The sequence below is a fragment of the Chitinophaga terrae (ex Kim and Jung 2007) genome, from assembly GCF_900107795.1.
GTDB lineage: Bacteria > Bacteroidota > Bacteroidia > Chitinophagales > Chitinophagaceae > Chitinophaga > Chitinophaga terrae.
Genome location: NZ_FNRL01000033.1, coordinates 23,960 through 40,146 on the forward strand (window position 1 = coordinate 23,960; position 16,187 = coordinate 40,146).

Annotated in this window: 14 protein-coding genes; 7 read left to right on the forward strand and 7 right to left on the reverse strand. The window is 45.0% G+C overall.

Annotated features, from left to right (window positions below; all coding sequences use genetic code 11):
• Window positions 1-65: 65 nt before the first annotated feature.
• Entirely contained in the window at window positions 66-656 is a 591-nt protein-coding gene (locus tag BLV62_RS24570) for a helix-turn-helix transcriptional regulator (protein WP_089765220.1), read from the reverse strand.
• 433 nt (window positions 657-1,089) lie between these two features.
• Here BLV62_RS24570 and BLV62_RS24575 point away from each other — a divergent pair, with 433 nt between their 5' ends.
• The 4 genes from BLV62_RS24575 (at window position 1,090) to BLV62_RS24590 (ending at window position 5,650) form a co-directional block, all read left to right on the forward strand.
• Complete coding sequence (locus BLV62_RS24575) at window positions 1,090-1,365, forward strand: hypothetical protein (RefSeq protein WP_089765221.1); 276 nt, start codon at window positions 1,090-1,092, stop codon at window positions 1,363-1,365.
• 145 nt (window positions 1,366-1,510) lie between these two features.
• Entirely contained in the window at window positions 1,511-2,632 is a 1,122-nt protein-coding gene (locus tag BLV62_RS24580; RefSeq protein ID WP_089765223.1) for a tetratricopeptide repeat protein, read from the forward strand.
• A 102-nt stretch (window positions 2,633-2,734) separates the two neighbouring features.
• A complete protein-coding gene (gene acs / locus BLV62_RS24585) occupies window positions 2,735-4,648 on the forward strand; it encodes an acetate--CoA ligase (protein WP_089765224.1) in 1,914 nt (637 codons plus the stop codon).
• A gap of 60 nt (window positions 4,649-4,708) precedes the next feature.
• Window positions 4,709-5,650 (forward strand): alpha/beta hydrolase, encoded by a 942-nt coding sequence (locus tag BLV62_RS24590; protein ID WP_089765226.1) that lies wholly within the window; start codon window positions 4,709-4,711, stop codon window positions 5,648-5,650.
• Window positions 5,651-5,818: 168 nt separating this feature from the next.
• On the opposite strand, the gene BLV62_RS24595 is transcribed toward BLV62_RS24590, so the two are convergent.
• The 6 genes from BLV62_RS24595 to BLV62_RS24620 all read right to left on the reverse strand — a co-directional run bounded on the left by BLV62_RS24595 (window position 5,819) and on the right by BLV62_RS24620 (window position 12,486).
• Window positions 5,819-6,382 carry a L,D-transpeptidase family protein gene (locus tag BLV62_RS24595; RefSeq protein ID WP_089765228.1) on the reverse strand — a complete coding sequence of 188 codons (564 nt, stop codon included), beginning with the start codon at window positions 6,380-6,382 and terminating at the stop codon, window positions 5,819-5,821.
• Window positions 6,383-6,498: 116 nt separating this feature from the next.
• Window positions 6,499-9,438, reverse strand: coding sequence for a M16 family metallopeptidase (locus BLV62_RS24600; RefSeq protein ID WP_089765229.1), 2,940 nt, complete (start codon window positions 9,436-9,438; stop codon window positions 6,499-6,501).
• A gap of 154 nt (window positions 9,439-9,592) precedes the next feature.
• Window positions 9,593-9,865 carry a hypothetical protein gene (locus BLV62_RS24605; protein WP_139170388.1) on the reverse strand — a complete coding sequence of 91 codons (273 nt, stop codon included), beginning with the start codon at window positions 9,863-9,865 and terminating at the stop codon, window positions 9,593-9,595.
• A 114-nt stretch (window positions 9,866-9,979) separates the two neighbouring features.
• Window positions 9,980-10,921, reverse strand: a complete 942-nt coding sequence (locus BLV62_RS24610) for an outer membrane beta-barrel protein (RefSeq protein ID WP_089765233.1) — start codon at window positions 10,919-10,921, stop codon at window positions 9,980-9,982.
• A gap of 24 nt (window positions 10,922-10,945) precedes the next feature.
• The gene (locus BLV62_RS24615; RefSeq protein WP_089765235.1) at window positions 10,946-11,980 is read right to left on the reverse strand and encodes an anti-sigma factor family protein; all 1,035 of its coding nucleotides are present in this window, start codon (window positions 11,978-11,980) and stop codon (window positions 10,946-10,948) included.
• Window positions 11,981-12,000: 20 nt separating this feature from the next.
• Complete coding sequence (locus BLV62_RS24620; protein WP_089765237.1) at window positions 12,001-12,486, reverse strand: RNA polymerase sigma factor; 486 nt, start codon at window positions 12,484-12,486, stop codon at window positions 12,001-12,003.
• 377 nt (window positions 12,487-12,863) lie between these two features.
• Between BLV62_RS24620 and kbl the strand changes: the two genes are divergently transcribed.
• The 3 genes from kbl (at window position 12,864) to BLV62_RS24635 (ending at window position 16,177) form a co-directional block, all read left to right on the forward strand.
• Window positions 12,864-14,051 (forward strand): glycine C-acetyltransferase, encoded by a 1,188-nt coding sequence (gene kbl / locus BLV62_RS24625; protein WP_089765239.1) that lies wholly within the window; start codon window positions 12,864-12,866, stop codon window positions 14,049-14,051.
• A gap of 139 nt (window positions 14,052-14,190) precedes the next feature.
• On the forward strand, window positions 14,191-14,976 hold the full coding sequence (locus tag BLV62_RS24630; protein WP_089765304.1) for a penicillin-binding transpeptidase domain-containing protein: 786 nt from the start codon (window positions 14,191-14,193) through the stop codon (window positions 14,974-14,976).
• Between the two features lie 181 nt (window positions 14,977-15,157).
• Window positions 15,158-16,177, forward strand: a complete 1,020-nt coding sequence (locus tag BLV62_RS24635; protein ID WP_089765241.1) for a VWA domain-containing protein — start codon at window positions 15,158-15,160, stop codon at window positions 16,175-16,177.
• The last annotated feature ends 10 nt before the right edge of the window (window positions 16,178-16,187 follow it).

Below are 16,187 nucleotides of genomic sequence, written 5' to 3' on the forward strand. Positions count from 1 at the left end.
ATTCACGATCTAAATAAAAAATAAAAAATCAAAGTAACGTCCACATTATCAGGGTATAAACACATTTATTTACGGTGTCCGGCGAGCTCTTTTTTAAGCTGTAAGATCTCTTCCCGTTGCTGCAGGTTCTCTTTCAGCAACAGGTTATTTTCTTCCAGTAATTTGTAATACTTCTCTCTTAATATCATCAGTTCCTCATTCTCGGCAAACCTTGTTCCCTCCTGTATCATACCGGGATTAAGGAAGGCTTCAACCGTCATATCAAGTCCTTTCGCCACGCGATCCAGTTCATCGGGTGAGAAGGAGTCCTTTTCAAAAAAATTGTACATCGTCCGCCGGCTGATCTTCAATCGGCCAGCGAGTTTGCTCTTGTTCAATCCCTTCTCGGCAATGATCTGTTGCATGCGGTTGCCATGATGCAACTGGGAACCATTCATCTGCAGCCCGCTATTCCACCTGAGAAATTCTTCGGGGGTAATTCCTATGAGCGAGCAAAAACGTTCCATTGTACTGCGCTTCATATCGCTTTTCCTAAGATGGTAGTGCGCAATCTGGTTTGTGAAACCTGCCATCTCTGCAAAATCAACGATCTTAATCTTCTTATGTTTCAGGATTTGTTTTAGCCTTTGACCCATGTGTATCAAACTCGACTGCATGCTATGTACAAAGTTTTAAAAGATGTTTATCGTATAAATTAAGAATTATTATTTCACAATGTGATTAAAATTATCAATTTAACGAAAAAAATATAATACTGATAAGTATTACAACGGTTAACGGACCTTCCGGGCAGCAAGTTTTTGGAAAGAAAAAATGAGAAAGATTGAGGCAAAATGATCATTTATCTTACCTAATGTGTAAATTCTACACGCAATTGTACAGGGGTATTAAAATCTTTTAACGCCGGAGTTTCAGGATAAACACCTATTTTTATTGGAGCAAAAGAGGCATTAAATTTTTTTAACAAAATAAAATTTAATGGTTATAATTGCACTTTTGTAAACATTTATATTGACAAATTCAACAATTTTAAAATGAAATCCAATTTTCGTCATCATTTCTTTTGTTAACCATATCTAGTAAACCACCATGACAACAGAACAGAAAAATATGCTGCTCGACATCCACACCATGCTCTCAGACTTTCCTGTAATGTTCAGAGAAAAGGTTTGTGAAGAATGCAACTGGAGTACTCCTACCTTTTACAGAAAAATGAGGGGGAAAGACAAGCCAAGTCCTAACGAGAATGGCAAGATCATTCCGGCTTTAAGTAACGCCGAAAAACAGAAGATCGCAGAGATCATGGAAGAAGTTTTCAGTCACACGGCAGAACTTCTTGCTAAATACAAGAAGCCGTCAAAATAACCTGTTTACCTACATCCTGCGTCTGTGAATCAACCATTTCGTTTGTTGTAAAGCCTCCCCCAATGGAGGCTTTATTCATGCTGTCCCTGTATAACTAATTTTTTAGTTTTAAAACTAATTATTTAGTTTTAGGAAAAAGAATGCTATGAAATATTCGCCGATACTACTCTGCCTGTTGCTCGCGCTTCCCACCTTCGCTCAGCAAAAGATCGATAAAACCGCAGTGATGGAGCTGCTCCAGAACCAACAATACCAGGAAGCGCTTAACTACATCAAACCCAGGATAGACACAGGCAAAATACAGGACATCTCGCTATATGCTTATACCTCGTTCCTCGCAGGCCACCTCAAAGAAGCCATAGAAGGATACGAGAAAATTTTAAGCATAGACAGCAACCATATCACCGCACATCAATACCTGGCCAGCATATACCAGGACAAACCGGTCTACGCCCTCCCGCATTACCAGCGACTTGCACAGCTCCAACCCAATAATGCCAATGCTTTGCGGCAACTGGCCTTTTGCCTGTTCGCCAACAAACAACCCGATACCGCCTTCTCCTTCCTGGAAAAAGCCTACCTGCTCAATTCCGCCGACCCCAAAACCGCAGCCAGGCTGGCAGAAGAACTGGCAGATAAAAAGAACTACCAGCGCGCTGATAGTATCCTGTGCGCTTTTATGGAGAAAGATACCACCCAGACCATTGTAACAATGACGGCTATACGTGTGGCTTACTGGCTGAAAGACTACAACAGGTGCGCCACGCTGGGCGATCAGCTGATCAGGGAAGGATACTGTTCTCCCAATACTTTCAGTTATGTGATCTCCGCCTGGTATAACCTGAAACAATATGACGACTGCCTCAGGATCTACGACTATCTCAACTCCAACAATTCCGCATCCGAAGGTATCATTTACTACGCTGCATTGGCTAATACTGAATTAAAAAATTATGCGGAAAGCAATACACTACTGCAAACGTGTATAGACCTGGCTATGTCCAAAAGCCTCGACGATTATTATGCGGGAAAATCTGTTAACTATGAAGGCCTGAAACAATATAAAGCCGCTATTGCAGCTCTCGACACAGCCTGGTACCTGTTCCGGCAACCATTGCGGCAATACGGCATCGGCCGTATTTACGATGTACAATTGAAAAACAAACCGGCTGCCATCCGCTACTACAAACGCTATTTGCAAACTCCGTCCACCGGCCCACAGGAAAAAATGATCCGCAAATACCTGGAATCTTATATCGGGAAATAACTTTTTAAATTTTTAAAATATCTATAGTAAACCATTCAGGTTTTCGTAAATTGTAAGCCCGTTAGGAAAAACACGAATGTATAATCAATAAATCACGGTGCTATGTCGTACCCATACCAGATCAAGAGTTTCGAAGAATATCAGCAAACTTACCAACAAAGCGTTATGGACCCGGAAGGTTTCTGGGCAAATGTTGCAGACCATTTTTACTGGCGTCGGAAGTGGGACAAGGTATTAGAATGGAATTTCAAAGACCCCGAAATAAAATGGTTTTCCGGTGGAAAACTGAATATTACAGAAAACTGTCTGGATCGTCACCTGGGCACTTTAGCGAATTCTCCTGCTATCATCTGGGAGCCCAACGACCCTGAAGAACGTCATCGCGTTCTTACTTACCGCGAGTTGTACAACAAGGTTTGCCAGTTTGCCAATGTATTAAAGAACAATGGCGTTAAACGCGGCGACCGGGTTTGTATCTATATGGGTATGATACCTGAATTGGCTATCGCAATGCTGGCCTGCGCCAGGATCGGGGCTATTCACTCCATCGTTTTCGGTGGCTTCAGCGCACAATCCATTGCCGACCGTATACAGGATGCGCAATGCAGCCTCGTTATCACCTGCGATGGCGCGTACAGGGGCGCTAAAGATATCCCGCTGAAATCCGTGATCGACGACGCTTTGATGAGCTGCCCGTCCGTTAAAAAAGTGATCGTTTGCACCCGTACCCGCACTCCTGTCAGCATGCTGAAAGGCAGGGACGTTTGGTGGGAAGACGAGATCAAACAAGTAGAAACAATGGGAAATCCTGCCTGTCCGGCTGAAGAAATGGACGCAGAAGATTTACTCTTCATCTTATATACTTCAGGTTCTACAGGTAAACCTAAAGGAGTGGTGCATACCTGCGGCGGATATATGGTATACGCCAATTACACTTTCGTAAATACTTTCCAGTATCAACCGGGAGAAGTTTACTTCTGTACCGCCGACATTGGCTGGATCACAGGACACAGCTATATTGCCTATGGCCCGTTGAGTGCCGGCGCTACTACCCTGATGTTTGAAGGAGTACCTACCTACCCTGACGCCGGCCGCCTTTGGGAGATCGTAGATAAGTTCCGTGTGAACACCCTTTATACAGCGCCAACGGCTATACGCAGTCTAATGAGTTTTGGCCTGGGACCGGTGAACCATAAGGATCTCAGCTCCTTAAAGAAACTGGGAAGCGTTGGTGAGCCAATCAACGAAGAAGCATGGCATTGGTTCAAAGATCATATCGGAAAAGGAAGATGCCCGATCGTGGATACCTGGTGGCAAACAGAAACAGGGGGTATTATGATCACTCCTATTGCCGGTATCACCAAAGAGAAACCAGGATATGCCACCCTGCCTTTGCCTGGGGTACAACCGGTGTTGGTAGATGAAAATGGTAAAGAGCTGAAAGGAAATGGCGTAAGCGGGAACCTCTGTATCAAATTCCCATGGCCTGGTATGCTTCGCAGCACCTATGGCGATCATGAACGTTTCCGCAAAACTTATTTCTCTACATACGAAAATATGTACTTCACCGGCGATGGTTGCCTTCGCGACGAAGATGGCTACTACCGTATCACCGGCCGTGTAGATGATGTACTGAACGTAAGCGGTCACCGTATCGGCACCGCTGAAGTGGAAAACGCCATCAACATGCACGCCGGCGTAGTAGAAAGCGCCGTGGTAGGTTATCCGCACGATATAAAAGGACAAGGCATCTATGCATATGTGATCATGGAACGGTTAACACATGATCCGGACCTGACAAAGAGAGATATCGCGCAAACCGTGTCCAGGATCATCGGGCCTATTGCCAAACCAGACAAAATCCAGATAGTAAGCGGATTGCCTAAAACCCGCTCTGGTAAGATCATGCGCCGCATTCTTCGCAAGATCGCAGAAAATGAGCTGGACAACCTCGGAGATACTTCTACCCTGCTGGATCCTGCAGTCGTAGACGAAATAAAGAGAGGAAGACTATAAAATAATCACTTTAAAAACAGCCGGTAAGCATTAACTTACCGGCTGTTTAATTTTGATCCCTTGAAGCGCGTATTTAAAATAGGATTCCGGACACTGTTGGTACTGGTTGTTCTGCTGAATATCATTGCTGCATTTCATGCATGGCAGTTCACCCATTTTTACGATGAAAAAGGCCGTGTTAACAAGCTGCCGGAAGCCATGAGTGTCAGCGAGAAAGTAAGGATGATCCTCTTCGGCGTTCACATAGCAAAATCCGCCACTACCCGCTATCCTACCGTTGCTTACGAAACAGTTACCCTCCAGACTACCGATAACCTGAAACTGGAAGGCTGGTGGATACCCGCTGCCAATCCTGTTGGAACAGTGGTAATGTTCCACGGCTACAATGGCAATAAAGGAAATATGCTGCCGGAGGCCGACTATTTCCGCAGCCAGGGCTATAATACCTTCCTGATAGATTTCAGGGCGCATGGCAACAGCGAGGGCCTTACCTGCAGCGTGGGGTATAAGGAAGCGGCAGATGTAGCTGCTGCTTACCGGTATGCGGATAAAAGATCAGGCAAGCCAATCATTCTCTGGGGTGTAAGTATGGGCGCCGCCGCTATTTTAAAGGCCGTTCCTGAATACCATCTTTCTCCTGAAAAGCTGATACTGGAATCGCCCTTTGCCACGCTTACAGACGCTGTAAAAAGCAGGATGAGAGCAGTTCACATTCCTCCTACTCCCCTTTCACAGATCCTCACATTCTGGGGAGGGCTCGAACAAGGCTTCTGGGGGCCAGGTTTCAAACCTGCAGCATACGCACGGGATATTCATGTTCCCGTGTTATATTTTTATGGCGCGAAAGATATAAGAGTAGAAGCCCACGAAACCCAGGCCGTCTTTTCAGGACTGGGCACTCACGATAAAAAGCTGTATATCTTTCCGGAGGCTGGCCACCAGTCGTTTTGCCGGTATGATGCCGTTACCTGGAAACAACTGGTAGGCGAATTCCTTAAATGAAAAAAGCACACACCATACGAGTGGAGTGTGCTCTTCACAGGATTCTGACCCGCCATGTATATTTGAGTCATGGTGCCAATGAGCAGCACCACTAGATGCCGTCATAAACCTGCTGAATAAAATTACAATATGTGGCTGCCATAAGGAATCACCGCTGAAATATTTACTTCAACGGCGGATCACCACCGGCGTTCCTACTTTAATAACCTCGTACAATTCATTCACATCTGCATTTTTCATGCTGATGCATCCCAGTGTCCAGTTGATTTGCCCTTCAACGTAATTATCCCTGATCCCTGAACTGTATTCAACTCCATGAATCCCTATCCCTCCGCCGATAGAGGCATTGGGAGAGATCTTCCCCGCCGCCTGCAGCTGGTGGAAACGGTCCCAGGACGATTCGTTCGGGTAATCCAGTAACATAAAACGGCTCCAGCTCTTATCAAATCGTTTGCTGAGTATGTGGAAGGTGCCTTCCGGCGTTCTTCTGTCTCCCTCCATCATTTTATTACTCTGGTCTTTATTTCCAAAAACAACTTTATAGATCTTGCGCAACGTTACATCTTCATACAAATACAAACGATAATCGCTTTTATCGATCAGCAGGAAGATCTTATCCGGATCGATATTCCCCGAATTAATATTTACGTGATACAGATCTGGTTCTTTTATAAATCCGCCAAGCGGAAGCAGCAACATGACTGCCAGCCAGTTAAAGCACAGTCTCTTCATAGGATAAAAAAATACCGGGAATTTAACGCAATGGAAGCTTTAATTATTGTTTTCTTGTGGCATAAAAAAGGGGCAAAGAATTTTCATCTTTGCCCCTGTAAAGAAAATAGCGGGTATTAATATCCAAAAATTTCTTCTAAAGAAAGTTTTTTAACCTCTCCGTATTTCTTCAGATCATCCTGGTTGATCTTCGCTTCAGAAGCCAGTATACAGTAAGTATAAGGCTTGTTCGCCAGGTATTGATTATGGAATTGTTTAACGTTATCGAAGGTCATACCATCGATAGACTCGTACACCTGTTTACGGATATCATAATCCAGGCCCAACTTTTTAGCGGCAAGGTAACTGAAGATGATACCATCGTTGGTGATCCTTTCTGTTTCAATATCCTGCTTCATGCCTTCTTTAGCTGTAGCCAGTAATTTATCTGAACGTGGCAGATCGTTCATGAGGCCATTCATGGCTTCAATAGCATCGTTCATTTTATCGGCCTGGCTGCCTACGTAGGCAAGGGTAGAATAACGTTCTCCTTTCTTATCAGGGCTGTAGTAAACTGCGTAGGTAGAATAGGCTAACGCTTTGGATTCACGGATGGTCTGGAATACCAGTGATCCCATACCGCCGCCGAAATAGGAGTTGAACAGGGAGATCAGGCCTGTTTTGGCCGGATCGTAAGCATCGTTGTTCCTCAGCCAGTTCACTTCAGTTTGCACCATGTCGTAGTTGGTGAACAATACCTGGTTCTTATCCTGGTTTGTTTTGGTGAATACGACGGCTGGCGGAGCCGGGGTGAAGCTCGCAGGCAGGGTATGCAATTTCTTGATATCTGCAGTTGCTTCGTCAAGAGATTTCGGTCCCCAGTAAATGATAGTATGTTTATAATTAGTCAGGGAATGAAGAATATTTACCAATTCAGTTGCAGTAATTGCTTCTAATTCAGCCTGGCTCAATGAATAGTTAAATGGATTCTTAGGTCCGTACATCGCGTAGCTGTTCAATCCTTTCAGGATAGCGCCTTTGTTCAGTTTGCTGTCGGCGCGCGCCTTTTGAATGCGGCCTTTCAACGCAGCCAATGCAGCTTCGTTTGGCTGACAGTTAGCGATGATATGTTCGAAGAGGCTAACTGCCTTATCGAAATTCTCCTGCAATCCTGTGATGCTGATAGTTGTGTTTTCGTTGGTTGCGCTTACGTTGAAATTACAGGCGATGTTGTAGAACTCTTTACTGATCTGTTCTGCAGAGTACTTGTCTGTGCCGAGGAACTGCAGGTACTGGGCGGCCAGTGCGAGTTTTTTATCGTTCCAGTTTCCTACATCAAAACGATAGTATAACCTGAACAGGCCATTGTCTTTGTTCTGTACATACAGTACATCTGCATTGCCGATAGAAGATTTCTGGATATCCTTCTGGTAGTCCAGCCACTGTGGTTTTACCGGGGTAGCAGGCATTTCAGCTATTTTCACCAGGAATGGGGATTGCGCTTCCCTGTTCACTTCCACTGGTGTGATAGCTGGTTTTTCAACCTTCTGGATGTTCTTGTCTTCTCCTTTGCGTTTGTAAACGATCACGTAGTTGTTGCCGAAATATTTGTTGGCAAAATCCACGATCTGTTTTTTGGTAACATTGCCCATTTCATCAACAAAGGCAACATCGGAAGTCCAGTTCTTTGCACGGCTTTTAATGAAAGCGTCCATCAGGCTGGTTGCGCGGTCGTTGTTGCTTTCCAGGCTTTGGATCTCGCTCAGCTTATAGTTGTTTACAATGGCTTTTACAAGGCTTTCATCAAAATCGCCTTTTTTCAGGATGTCCAGTTGGCTAAGGAGCAGGCTTTTAACTTCGTCGAGGGTCTGGCCTTGTTTGGCTTTACCGCTCAAACCGAATACAGAATAATCCTTCAGGGTAAGGTTGCTGACGCCGGCGTTCAGTACTTTCTGTTGTTTGTTGATGTTCAGGTCTAACAGTCCGGCTTTGCCGTTCTGAAGGATAGCTGAAATAACGCCCTGTATCAGTGTTGATTTAGTGTCCAGCGCTCCTGGTGTGCGGAAAGCAATTTCAATGCTTTCGGCATCGGGGCCATAAACTTCTTTTACGACAGGCGAAGTGATAGGCGCTTCGGGAGCCGGTTTGTATTCCTTAACCGGTTTAGCTTTCATGTAACCAAATTGCTGATCAATTGTCTTGATCACGTAATCAGGATCAAAATCTCCCGCCATTACAATGGCCATATTATTAGGCACATAGTAAGTGTTGTAGAAGTCGCGGATCACTTTCAGGTTTGGATTCTTCAGGTGTTCTACAGTACCGATGGTAGATTGCTGGCCATAGTTGTGGGTAGGGAATAATGCTGCCAGCATTGTTTCATAGACTTTCCGGCCGTCGTTATCCAGTCCCCTGTTCTTTTCTTCGTAAACAGCTTCCAGTTCTGTGTGAAACAGGCGGAATACGGGGTCGCGGAATCTTTCTGCCTGAACGGCGAGATATTTGTCGATGGCGTTCGACGGAATATCTTCTTCATAAATAGTTTCTTCAACCCAGGTGTGGGCGTTTGTGCCCTGGGCGCCCATACCGGCCATCATTTTATCGTATTCGTTGGCGATAGCATATTTCGCGGCTATGCCTGAAACGCTGTCGATGGCATGGTATACTGCTTTGCGGGCAGCGGGGTCGGTTGTTTTGTTGTACTTGTCGTAGAGATCAGAGATCTCGTTGATGAGGGGTTTTTCTTTTGCCCAGTCGAGAGATCCGTACTTTTCAGTTCCTTTGAATAACAGGTGCTCCAGGTAGTGGGCCAGGCCGGTGTGGTCTTTGGGATCGTTGTTACTTCCTGCCCGGGTACCGATAAGGGTTTGAATCCTTGGCTCTTTTTTGTTAACGCTAAGAATTACAGTCAGCCCGTTTTTCAATGTGTAGAAGCGGGCTTTCATCGGGTCGTTTGTTACGTACTTGTAGGTGTACCCTCCGGAAGTAGCCTCTTTCCATTGGTATTTTTCCTGGGCGGTGGCCCCCAGGATCGAGCATGCAAATAGCAATACTAATACGACTCTTTTGAGACTCATACAATTAGTTGGTTTTTGTAAAATAATTCCATCAAATATACCGGAAGTGTAAAATATTAATTGTTAAAAAGCAGAATAATATATGAGCGGTAGGCATAGGGGTTCGCCCGGAAATCTCCCGGCGCCTGTAAAAAGGGGTTAATAATCAGTACCGTTATGGTATATTATTATCTAGCAATTCACCAGATTCTATTTCCTGCAAGAGGGTAGTTTGCCTGATCTGGGCGAAATTATTGGTTAGTGAATCTTTTTTGCTCCTGTACACTTTTTTCCTGGCCGTAATACTGGCCCTGTTTGCGTAAACAACAGGCGTCACCAGCGGTTTTCCTGATCTCCTGTGATTTTTAGCTGGCACTGCAACCGGAAAAACAAGGGCTACAGGTAATTGTTCGGTCATCTGACTGGGGGCTTCCTTTTCGACTTTCACACCTAAGATCCGTTTATCGGAGGAGTGAATCAAGGCAATACAACCAATGCATGTCATCAAAGCAACAAATGATCGCATAAAGACAATTTAGGACTGGTCCGATTAAAAAAACGATTAAAATCCATTCAAGCGCAACCCGATTGAAAATGGATACTGTTGTAACCCGTAATCGTGTAAAGGAGTTAAAGCAAAATTCCCGTATAACTTAACCGGCCCATAACCCAACTCACTTGTCAAACCAAATCGCCATTTGTTAAGATTAAAGTCATCGGTTTTTCTCACCTTTCCTCTCTCTTCACTGATTTGCTTGGTTCTTGATTTGAGAAGATAACCACCGGAGACGCCAAAGCTTGCCTGGAATGCGCGACCAGGACGAGCGGGGTTAGAATTAAAGTTCAGCATTAGCGGAATAGAAATGTATTCGGCAAACAGCTTATTCTTTGAAAATTCTACGGTATCTCGGATTATTTGTGTCGGGTAACCCGGTAAGTACGTAATACTCCGGGCGTACCGATAGTTATTCATCTCCAATCCCAGAGCATATAACAAGTTAAGTTTGTGTTTTGTTATGTTCAACCGCTGTTGAAATAACCAAATATTAAAATTGATCGATTTTCCGGTTATAAGTTTAAATTCTGAGGGGGTTAATGGATTACTTGCTTCGCGGGGTGCAAAGTTAGCTAACGCAGCAGGGGAATAATCGTAAGCCCTGTTGACAACAGAACCCTGGGCTCCATTGTAATACATGTAGTTATTGGGGTAATAATTGATAAAGCTTGCCCCGCCGTAATCGCTTTTATCTATGTAATTATTAAAGCCTATATCAAATACAAACCATTTGGTATGTAAGTTCCTTTTCAGCTTATTACGAGCATAAGCCGTATCCCTATAAAATTTATAGCTGTTACGGCCTTTTTCATTCCTGCTTTTTAAAATGATCAATCCTTTTATCTGGATTGTATCGGTGCTGGGGGTATCCTTCGTTTCCGTCTTCTGCGCACTGACCCATTCGCCACATAAAACAAGTAACAAAATGAGTAAAATTCTATGCTTCATATGCTATTTTCCAACATTTATAGTTCATTTCCGTTTCCGGGAGAAAAGCTTCGCCACATTGGTAACTTTGTCTAAGATCTTACTATCGCTGCCACTTACAGAAATGATCAGTTCACCGGGAGGCGACTGAGGCGTTTCGATAGCGGCAGATTTATTATCATCGATATTATTATTCTTTGCACTGATAGGGGTGTTAACGGCCAGTACGGCTTCTTTCTTTACCTCGGTAACCCCGGGATCAGCAGCGGCGCTTGCTACATCCTGCAGGTGTTGGGTAACTACTTCATCCACGGCATTACGTTGAGGGGGCATTTGCGATATTACCGCAGCAGTTGCCTGGTTGGAAACCGGCGTTGTTGCCTGTTTTGCAACCTTTTCCTTTACAGTTTTGACAGCAGTTGCAACCGGCGCTTTTTGTTTCGGTACTGATGCGTCGGCCAATGCAGGCGCCGGGGAAGCGGCCTTTTCTTCAGCAGGCTGGGCAGTTGCAGGTTCAGGCGAATCCACCACCGCAATAGTTTTTGGTCCTTCAGGTACGGTGGCCGGTTGTTGAGCAGGCAGCAACCAGAATATCAAACCTGCCACTACTGCGGCAGCGGCAGCGCTCCAGCCAATCCGGCGATAAATAACACCCGGTTTACGCGTATGACGGTAAAGGGATGCTTTGTCAGGAAATACTACAGAAGTATCCGGAACCAGTTTGGTCCTGGAAAATATTTCGAATTCCTCAGCCGCTGCAGGATTGTTACCCAGGTATTGTTTTACTGAATCCAGTTCAGCCCCGGCAAGCTCTCCATCCAGGTAACTGAGCATCAAGGCCCGTTCTTCCTCTGAAATATCGGCTGCAGCTGTATTTTTATACAGAACTGATTTATTATCAAATGTTACAGAAGTGTCCGGAACTATTTTAACTCCTTCCAACAAATCCAATTCCTGTTGTAAATGGGGGTATTTCAGCAGGAATTGCTGCAATACTTCCACTTCAGCTTCTGTCAGCTCCCCATCTATGTAGCTGAGAAACCAGGATTCGTAATTTGATATGTTAAGGTCGTGTGACAAATCGATAAATTATAAAATTTCTATATAACATTTTCCATTTTTACCAGGTAATTTTTGAGGTGGATCCTTGCCCTGTGTAAATAAACCTTTACCTGGGAAGGGTTCAGGTCCATCATTTGTCCGATCTCCTCGTATGAGTACCCCTCATAATCTTTCAACAGGATCAGGGACCTTTGCACCTCGCTCAACCTGGCTAATGCCTTGTCTATCACTTCTTTGGCATTGCTTATTTTATGCTCTGCCACTTTCTCTTCCTCTTTGAACTGGTCTACCAACGTTATCCTCTTCACCTTGCGCACATGATCGATCATATTGTGGTAGCCTACTGTAAACAGGTATGACTTTGCCTTTTCAAAAGGCACATCCTGGCAGTGCTTCCACAATATCTCGAATGAATTCTGTACTACGTCTCTTGCATCTTCCGCATGGTCAAGATTTTTTATGATAAAGCGGAATAAATTATCCGAATACAGATCCACGCATTTATTGTATTCCTTTTCCGTCATTCCGTTGGTGCGGGATTTTTAGTGCGAAGTTCCGACAAATACGTTAATACCAAACATAAACACATCCTTTTCAGTTACCCACACCAACACCCTAAAGCCAGTAAATTCTCTCTCAGTTGCAGTAACTTGAACATTTGATGCTGAAAAACAATGAGTTATTCTATAAATTATGTTTTAACTTAGGAAAATTACTCATTTCTTTAATTTCCGCATTCATGGCGTATATAGTCATGATAGTACTATGACGGAATGTATATCTTAAATGTTACACCTCAGTCAAACTTTTTACCAATATCTCCGTTAGGTATTTACGCCTTGCAGAATCGTAATACTTTTAACGACATATATCGGAAGATCCATTAAATATTGCATTTATTATGAATGAGAAGTTTATAACCCGGCTGCGGGAAGAACTCGGCGATATCGAAAAAGCCGGCCTGTATAAAAGAGAGCGTATCATTACATCTGAGCAGGGAGCTGAGATACAGGTAGGCGGTAAAACTGTATTAAATTTTTGTGCGAATAACTACCTGGGGCTGTCTTCTCACCCCACCGTGATCAAAGCGGCGAAAGACGCCATCGATACCCACGGTTATGGCATGAGCAGCGTCCGTTTTATCTGCGGAACACAGGATATCCACAGGGAACTGGAGCAGAAGATCGCAAAATTCCTCGGCATGGAGGATACTATCCTTTACGTGGCCGCTTTCGACGCCAACGGCGGCGTATTTGAGCCCCTGTTCAATGAACAGGATGCCATCATTTCCGATGCCCTGAACCACGCTTCCATTATCGATGGCGTTCGTCTTTGCAAGGCGCAGCGCTACCGTTACGAACATAACAACATGGCCGACCTGGAAGCCAAACTCCAGGAAGCCAAAGACTGCAGGAGCCGCATCATCGTTACCGACGGCTCTTTCAGCATGGACGGCACCATCGCCCAGCTGGACAAGATCTGCGACCTGGCAGATAAATACGACGCTATCGTAATGTCGGACGAGAGCCACTCATCCGGCTTCCTCGGTAAAACAGGTCGCGGTACCCACGAATACCGCGGTGTTATGGGCCGGGTAGACATCATCACCGGCACCCTGGGTAAAGCCCTGGGCGGCGCTTCCGGCGGTTTCACCAGCGGCCGTAAAGAAGTGATAGATATCCTCCGCCAACGCAGCCGTCCTTACCTGTTCTCCAATTCCGTTGCGCCTTCTATCGTTGGCGCTTCCATCGCGGTACTGGACATGCTGAGCGAAACTACCACGCTCCGCGACAAACTGGAATACAATACCCAATACTTCCGCAATAAAATGACCGAAGCCGGTTTTGATATTAAACCCGGCGACCACCCGATTGTACCGGTAATGCTGTACGATGCAGTACTGGCAGCAAAATTTGCCGACAAATTGCTGGAAGAAGGCATCTATGTAATAGGTTTCTTCTACCCTGTGGTACCAAAAGGCCAGGCCAGGATCCGGGTGCAACTAAGCGCCGGTCATGAGCAGGAACACCTCGACAAGGCCATTACCGCTTTCACCAAAGTGGGTAAGGAATTGGGAGTTATCAAATAAGTTGTTAGTATGAAAAATCGCAAGGGGCCATCTTTACTGAGTAGGGATGGCCTTCCTTTTTCCCCGTTTTGTAAATAATCAGGGTACGGCAGGTAAAAAGGCGGTTTTGCTTTACTTTTGCGTTCTAATTTCTTTAAATATGCTGACGAAACGACTTGGCTGGGTATTATTAGCTATTGGACTATCGCTGACTGCCTGTGCGCCCAATAATGTAAAAACTGTTAAAGAATGGGAAAAATATTTCGCTCAACATAAAGTGGAAGGCACTTTTATGTTGTTTAACAACAGCCAGGGCGTGTTCAAAGTATATAATATCGACAGGGCGTCTCAACGTACCAGGCCTGCTTCGACCTTCGACATTTTCAGCTCTTTGATCGGTTTTCATACCGGCGCTATTAAAGACAGCAACATGGTTGTACCTGTTGAAGCTGTGAAAGACCTGACAATGGCGCAGGCGTTCAAAACCAACGCAGATCCCTATTTCCAGGAAGTAGCCCGCCGCATTGGCCAGCCTGTTATGAAATCGTGGCTGGATTCTGTTAAGTACGGGAATATGAAGATCAGCCGCATAGACACTTTCTGGCTGGATAATTCCCTGGAAATCTCGCCGGACGAGGAATTAGGCTTTGTAAAACAATTGTATTTCGACAAGCTCCCATTTGCAAAAACTACCATGAAAGCCGTAAGGGATGTAATGCTGATGGAAAAAACACCAAAATATGAGCTGTCGTACAAAACCGGGTTTGCAACAAAAGACACGAAAAAACAGGGCTGGATCGTTGGCTGGGTAGAAGAGAACCGCCATCCTTCCTTTTTTGTGCTGAACATTGAAACGGAAGATCCGGCTGTTGATATCCCCAAAGCCACAATGACTATAGCAAAGGATATCCTTACGGATGCCGGTTATTTTAAGGGCGAAATGTAATTTTGCTTATCATACATACCGAAGGCCGGGAGCAGGGAACGCTGACTTCCGGCTTTTTTTATGCCGGAACCGTTAAAAAAACGATAAATCCCCCGCTGGTGGTCTTGCAATCCGTGACAAAAAAATTATTTTTGATAACTTACTTGGTTTACTACCGGTAACGGATATCTTAAAATCGAATATGTTACGATTTCAGCATAGTGAATATTTATGGGCTTTAGTGCTCTTATTGGTTCTGCAGGCGGCCTTCCTGGGCGTATCCTGGTGGAAACGCCGCTCTATCCGTCGTATGGGCGACCCTGCGCTGGTGGAGAAATTATTTACAGGCTATTCGCGTAAACTATTTGTAGTCAAATTCCTCCTGATCTTCCTGGCCTTCTTTTTCGGGGTGATTGGCCTGGCCAATTTGCAGAAAGGCAGCAGGATGGAGAAGATCACCCGTAAAGGCGTGGATGTGATGATCGCCCTGGATGTCAGCAAAAGTATGCTGGCCACAGATGTGCAGCCAGACCGGCTGACCCGCGCCAAACAACTGATCAGTAAGCTGATGGATAAGCTGGATAATGACCGCATAGGCCTCGTCGTGTTTGCCGGCAATGCCTACCTGCAAATGCCCTTAACGGTCGATTATTCTGCGGCTAAAATGTACCTCAGTACCGTTAACCCGGAAATGATCCCCACGCAGGGTACCGCCATCGGGCAGGCGATCAGCACAGCTAACGATGCTTTCAATAAAAAAGAAAGAAAACATAAGGCGCTCATCATCATTTCCGATGGAGAAGACCATGACGAAACCGCCATACAGAAAACCAAAGCGGCCTTCGAAAGCGGGGCGGTGACCAACACCATAGGTATCGGTTCTGTTACAGGGTCGCCACTCCCCGATCCGGAAACCGGTGGGTACAAAAAAGACAGGCAAGGCAATACCGTTATTTCCAAACTGAATGAAGACGAACTGAAGTCGATCGCTGCAGCGGGAAAAGGGATCTATCAGCATCTCGACAATAACACAGACGATGTGGTGAATACCCTGGCCAATAAGATAGATAGCATGGAACAGAAAGAATTCGGGGAAAACATCTTTACAGATTATAACAGCTATTTCCAGTATTTCCTGGGGATCTGCCTGGCACTTCTCCTGATAGAATTCTTTATTCCTGAAGTGAGGTTTTCGAAAACTGCCGCTAAACCGGCAGCTTAACTGATAAAGA